Here is a 4,911-nt window from a genome sequence, read left to right as displayed (position 1 = left end):
CCCCCCCCCCCCCCCCCCCCCCCCCCCCCCCCCCCCCCCCCCCCCCCCCCCCCCCCCCCCCCCCCCCCCACTACCCACCCGTATGTCCGCAGATGAAGCTGCGGGCATTGCAGGATGCGACGCTAAAGCGCACACGCAGCAACGCGGGTTGACCGATACCGGTAGTGCTGGCCGCTGGCCGGCAGCCTCATGAACCCTCCGCAGCATCCTGCAGCTGCCGGCCAGCGGCCGGCACTACCCGCGCGTGATGTCCGCAGTTGACCATGTCACCAGACAGTCATCTGTCTAGCGCACCATTTTCACGTTGATCGCGCGGCGCCCAAGGCGCCCGTGATCGCATCGCGTGTTTCCCCTTTCATCTGCCTGAGCTCCGCTTCCATGCGGCGGCTCGCGCTTGCCTGAGTGCCTGTTCCATGACCAAGACCCTGTTGGCTGCTGCGTTGTCCCTGGCCCTTGCACCGACCGCGTGGGCGCAGCAGGCGCCGTCGGCCACCGACCTCGATGCAGTTTCAGTCATCGGCAGTGGCGAGGCGCGCCAGGTGCAGCGCATCACCCGCGAGAACCTGGACATCCTGCCGCCGGGTACCAGCCTGCAGAAGACGCTCAACCTGCTGCCCGGCGTCAACGCGCAGTCGGCCGACGCGCTGGGCACCAACGAACAGTCGATGACCCTGAGCCTGCGCGGTTTCAACTCCACCCGCCTGGGCTACACGCTGGACGGCGTGCCGCTGGGCGATGGTGCGTACAACAACTACAACGGCCTGACCATCAACCGTGCGCTGATCAGCGAGAACATGGCGGGCGCCGAACTGGCGGTGGGCATCGGCAGCCTCGGCACGCCGTCCACCAGCAACCTTGGCGGCACCATTTCCTATACCTCCGACCGCCCGGCGCAGGAACTGGGCGGCCGCGTGGTGCAGACCTTCGGCAGCGATGCCAACCGTCGCACCTTCGTGCGCGTGGACAGCGGCGAGTACAACGGATTGTCCGGCTACGTATCGGGCATGAACGCGGTCTCGGACCTGTGGAACGACCAGACCGCGTACAACAAATCCACTACCAAGCAGTTCAACGCGAAGGGCGTGTGGAACTTCGGCAGCGGCCAGATCACAGGTTTCGTCGACACCTCGCGGACCAGCCAGGCGGACTACTTCTACCTGTCCAAGGACGAGATGTCCCGCGGCCTGGGCTGGGACTGGGGCGGCTACGCACCGGACTGGAACAAGGCCGTGGCCAAGGCCTACTGCAACACCGCCAGCCTCAACGCGAAGAAGTGCGACAACAGCGGTCCGGACAAGGACGCCGACGGCGCATTCACCGCCGGGCAGATCCTGCGCGATGACAACCTGTACTACCTGGCCGGTGATTTCTTCCTGGCCGATGGCTTCAGCCTGCGGGCACTGGCTTACCACCACGATGACCGCGGCGAAGGCCACAACTGGAACAGCGGTGCGTGGTCCAACAAAGGCACCGCGCAGGAAATCCCGATCATCTTCCGCAACACCATCTACACCATCGACCGCGATGGCGGCACGCTGTCCTTCGATTGGGAGCTGGGCGCACACCGCCTCGAAGGTGGCGTCTGGTACGAACGCAACACCAGCAGCGCCGAACGCTACCAGACGGCGGTGGACGGTCCACGCGACCTCAGCGGCATGAACACCCTGCCCTCGGATGTGGGCGTGTTCGCCCAGCGTACGCGCTGGAAGACCCACCAGTTCTTCCTGAGGGACACCTGGCGCCTGCTCGATGACCGCCTGACCCTGGAGTTCGGCGCCAAGAGCCCGCACGCCACCTCCGATGCGCAGGCGCTGCCGGGCGATGCGAAGACACCGATCCTGCCGAGCTCGAACAACCAGTTCGCCACCGGTTCGCTGAAGGCCAGCAGGAATTTCCTGCCCAGCGTGGGTGCCAACTTCCGCCTCAGCGAGCATCACGAAGTGTTCGCCAGCTACGCCGAGAACATCGCCATGTTCCAGGGCGGCTTCAAACTTGGCCCACAGGCGGTCAGCCAGGCCACCTGGAACGCGCAGGGCAACCTGAAGCCGGAAGAATCACGCTCGCTGGAGGCGGGCTATCGCTTCGTCACCGATACGTTGCAGGCATCGGTCGCTGCCTACAGCGTGCGCTTTGACAATCGCCTGCTGCAGTACAACCCCTGCGATTCGCGGCAGCCGGTCGGCCCCACCTGCGGCAACCGTTTCTACAATGTCGGCGGCGTCGACAGCCGCGGTGCTGAACTGACCGTGCTGTGGACACCGAACGAGCACTTCAGCTGGTACACCTCGGCGTCGCTGAACCGCTCGACATATGCCTCCAACTACACGCAGGCCGGCGTCGAGCAGCAGATCAAGGGCAAGATCCAGACCGACACGCCCAAGCAGCTGCTGGCCACCGAAATCACCTGGCGCGACAACGGCTGGTTCGCCAGCCTGCGCAGCAAGTACACCGGCGAACGCTTCTACACCTATACCAACAACCAGGGCTTTGGTGGCTTCACCGTGTTCGACCTGGCCGGTGGCTACGATTTCGGTCAGGTTGGCTTCGCCAAGGGCATGCGCCTGTCGCTGAACGTGACCAACGTGGGTGACAAGCGCTACGCCAGCAACCTGGACTCGAGCGTGTTCGCACCCAGCGACCCGGCCGGCAAGCTGTATGTGTTCCATGCGTCGGCACCTCGCCAGGTGTTCGGTACCATCGACATCCGTTTCTGATCGCCGGCCGAGGAGTCCATTGATGTCCGTTACTGCCCTGCTGTTGGCCGCGCTCTCGGTCGGCGGCTACAACGCACCGCATGAAGCCCGCGGCATGCCACCACGCGCGGTGGACGTGGCCAGCTTCACCTACGTGGACAAGGGATTGGTCGCCGCCGGACGATTGCCGGCCGGCACCGTGGACTTCCTCGGCGATACGCTGGGCTCGTTCTCGTCGTTGGCGGTACAGCCGGGCACGTGGCGGCGTACCACGCGTGGCTATGAAGGGGTGCTGTGGACCCTGCCCGACCGCGGTCGCAACGATCCGGAGGCCGGCCTGTTCTACGACTACGCCGGCCGCCTGGAGCGCATGCAGCTGCGCATCGACTGGCCGGCGGACAAGCCAGCGAGCGTCGGCACGCTGACGATGAAGCCGGAAAAGGGGCTGGTGCTGAAGGACTACAACGGCCAGCCATTCACCGGTGCCGACCCCGGTGATCACACCATCATCCAGCGTGGCGTGGTGCTGCCCTCACCCGCCGTGGGCGCGGGGGCCAGCAAGGTCGCACTTGATGCCGAATCGCTGCAGTTCACTGCGGACGGCCACTTCTACATCGGCGACGAGTACACCGCCAACGTCTATTACTTCAACGCACAGGGCCTGCTGCAGGGCGTGATCGTGCCGCCGCAGGCGATCCAGCCACAACGTGATGGCAAGCCTGCCTTTGGATCATTGGCCCCGCCGCAGACCGGGCGCCGCAACAACCAGGGCGTGGAAGGCATGGGCCTGTCGCCCGACGGCACACGGCTGTTCGTTGCCCTGCAGAGCGCGCTGATGCAGGACAGCGCGGCGGGCAATGCCGCCGGCCGCATCAACACCCGCGTGCTGGTCTACGACGTGTCTGCCAACCCGACGCCGGCGCAACCGGTGGGCCACCATGTGATGATCCTGCCCGCCTACGCCCACGACGGCAAAGGCAAGCTCGACCGTACCGCTGCGCAGAGCGAGCTGCGTGCGCTGGACAACGAGCGTTTCCTGATGCTGGCGCGCGATGGCAATGGCCTGGGCAAGGATGGCGACGACCCGATCGTCTATAAGTCGGTGCTGCTGGTGAACGTGGCGCAGGCCTCCAATCTGGTGGATACGGCCTATGAGACCGGCACGGTATCGGTGCTGGCCGATCCGGCTGACGCCATGTTGAAGACCGGCATCGTGCCCGCCAAGGTCAATGAGGTGCTGAACCTGCTCGACCGGCCACAGCTGGCCCGGGCCGGGCTGGACCTGGATACAGGGCGCGGCCCTCACCCGGGATTGCTGTCGGAGAAGTGGGAAGCAATGGACGTGTTGCCGGCGCTTGATCCAGAGCACCCGAACGACGTACTGCTGCTGATCGGCAACGACAACGACTTCACCGCCCGCAACTGCCGCATGCAGGGCGAGCACTGCGACAGTGCGTACGACAACGACAACCGGGTGCTGGTGTATCGGCTCACCCTGCCGTAGTGCCGGCCGCTGGCCGGCAACCTCACAAACCCCGACCGGTGGTAGTGCCGGCCGCTGGCCGGCAGCCTCATGAACCTCCGGACACACCGCCTGGTTGCCGGCCAGCGGCCGGCACTACCAGATCGACCACGCATAGGGATACTGGCCAATCTCCCTGGCCAGGCCCGCCCGAATGGGATTGCCCAGGATATACAGAGCCTGGCGATGCAACGATTCCTCTGCCCTGACCGCATGATCGAAGTACCCGGACTGCCAGACCACGCCGCGACGACCGACCAGCCGATTCAAGGCCAACGCGCTGGATGATTTGAACCGACGGGCGATACCCGACAGCTCCGACGCACGTAGTTGCAACATCCAATGCACATGATCCGGCATCACCACCCATGCCAGTGACTGGACCAGGCCTTGTCGCTCCAGTTCCTCAAACTGGCTGGAGACGCAGCCTGCGGTAGCGCCGCATTCAAAGCGTCGGCGGCGCTGGCATGTTGTCGTGGTCAGCACATATACCTGACCGATGATGGAGCGCCGCCCGTGGCGCAGGAGATCGCTGCTCATGGCCCATCGTGGATCAGGCAGACATCGCTGGCAGTCGGGGAACAACGCGAGATTCCATGAGGATGTTGCTGACAGTCTGCTGGGGTTGCCGGCCAGCGGCCGGCACCTGTCTCTTCTACACACCTGACGCTGCCGACGAAACAGACGGCGTGTAGG

3 protein-coding genes are annotated in these 4,911 nt (G+C 65.3%); 2 read left to right on the top strand and 1 reads right to left on the bottom strand.

The genetic code is table 11. From position 1 onward, the window contains the following. Positions 1–413 precede the first annotated feature (413 nt). Positions 414–2,714 carry a TonB-dependent receptor gene (locus tag AC3WTC_RS20425; RefSeq protein WP_492712422.1) on the top strand — a complete coding sequence of 767 codons (2,301 nt, stop codon included), beginning with the start codon at positions 414–416 and terminating at the stop codon, positions 2,712–2,714. A 22-nt stretch (positions 2,715–2,736) separates the two neighbouring features. After that, positions 2,737–4,197 (top strand): esterase-like activity of phytase family protein, encoded by a 1,461-nt coding sequence (locus AC3WTC_RS20420; RefSeq protein ID WP_492712421.1) that lies wholly within the window; start codon positions 2,737–2,739, stop codon positions 4,195–4,197. A 114-nt stretch (positions 4,198–4,311) separates the two neighbouring features. Here the strand turns inward: AC3WTC_RS20420 and AC3WTC_RS20415 are convergent, their stop codons facing one another. Then, positions 4,312–4,755, bottom strand: coding sequence for an REP-associated tyrosine transposase (locus tag AC3WTC_RS20415; RefSeq protein ID WP_025878591.1), 444 nt, complete (start codon positions 4,753–4,755; stop codon positions 4,312–4,314). Positions 4,756–4,911 lie beyond the last annotated feature (156 nt).

The organism is Stenotrophomonas sp. FW305-C-20-S1 (assembly GCF_058783335.1).
This window is presented reverse-complemented; position numbering and strand designations above follow the sequence as displayed.